Here is a 1,067-nt window from a genome sequence, read left to right on the forward strand (position 1 = left end):
GCCGCGCCGCCGCCGCCGCTCAGCCGCCTGGCCCCGGCCGCGCCCGCGCAGCCGCTCGATCATCCTCGCGATCACGATCACCGCCACGAACAGCACCGCGACGGTCAGGAAAAAGCCGAAATCCGATCCGAAGGCGAAATCGAGCACGCGATCGACCGGCGTCGGCGCGACGGGCTGCGCGGTCTTCGCCACGAGCGCGGTGCACGCGGCGAGCAGCGCCGCGCCGCCGGTCATGCCCGCGATCGACACCGCCTTGCGCGGCAGCAGATAATGGCGCGTGCGGTCGACCCATTGATAGCGCGTGCCGAATCGGATGTCCGATGGCGGCCAGATATCGCTCGGCGGCTCCTCCCCGAACGTGGCGCGATAGCGCTGCAGCGTCTCGGCATAGAGCGCGCGATACTTGCGCCCCTCGGACGCGCCGCCTGCGGTCGGGCCATGGTGCAGCGGCCGCCCGATGATCCGCGCGCACAGTTCTTCCCAGTAATGCCGGGTATAGGCGAGATGCAGGTGCCAGGCCTGATCGACCTGATCGGACGGGGTGACCTCGGTGCTGCCGGTCGCGGCGAGATAGAGGAAGCGGCGATATTCATGGCAAACCGCTTCGGCATGGCTGCGCGACCATCCGTTCTCGCGCGCCAGCCGCCGGGTGAAGCTCAGCGCCGCGCCCGGAGGCTCGATGCGCATCTGGACAAGCGCCTGCCATATCGGATCGTCGACCATCACCGCCCTCCCCGCCGCTTTGGTAGGGTGAGGCTATCGAGTCCCGCGCGCGGGAGCAATCATCAAATGTAAAACAGAAATGGGAGCATCTGCGCGCCGGCAGATGCTCCCATCGGGTCTGGATCAGGCTGATCGAACGGTTGGATCAGCGGCGCACGCGGGCGCGCGTTTCGAGATCACCCAGACGGCGGTCGAGATAGGCGCGCTCGTCGGCGCTGGGGGTCAACCGCGCATAGGCGGCTTCGAGACGCGTCAGGTCCTCGTGCTCGACGCGCAGCTGCGCCTGGGCGCTGGCGGACAGGCCGCTTGCGGGCAGCGCGCGCGCGATAGCATCGAGGCGCGCG

2 protein-coding genes are annotated in these 1,067 nt (G+C 69.1%); both read right to left on the bottom strand.

Going from position 1 to position 1,067, the window contains the following annotated elements:
* Positions 1–723, bottom strand: a 723-nt coding sequence (locus DM995_RS19480; RefSeq protein ID WP_198669512.1) for a glycine-rich domain-containing protein, incomplete at its 3' end; no start/stop codon positions are given.
* Positions 724–868: 145 nt separating this feature from the next.
* A partial coding sequence (locus tag DM995_RS19485) for a hypothetical protein (RefSeq protein ID WP_157973368.1) occupies positions 869–1,067 on the bottom strand: 199 nt, incomplete at its 5' end.

The organism is Blastomonas sp. UPD001 (assembly GCF_003426715.1).
In the GTDB taxonomy this organism is placed as follows: domain Bacteria; phylum Pseudomonadota; class Alphaproteobacteria; order Sphingomonadales; family Sphingomonadaceae; genus Blastomonas.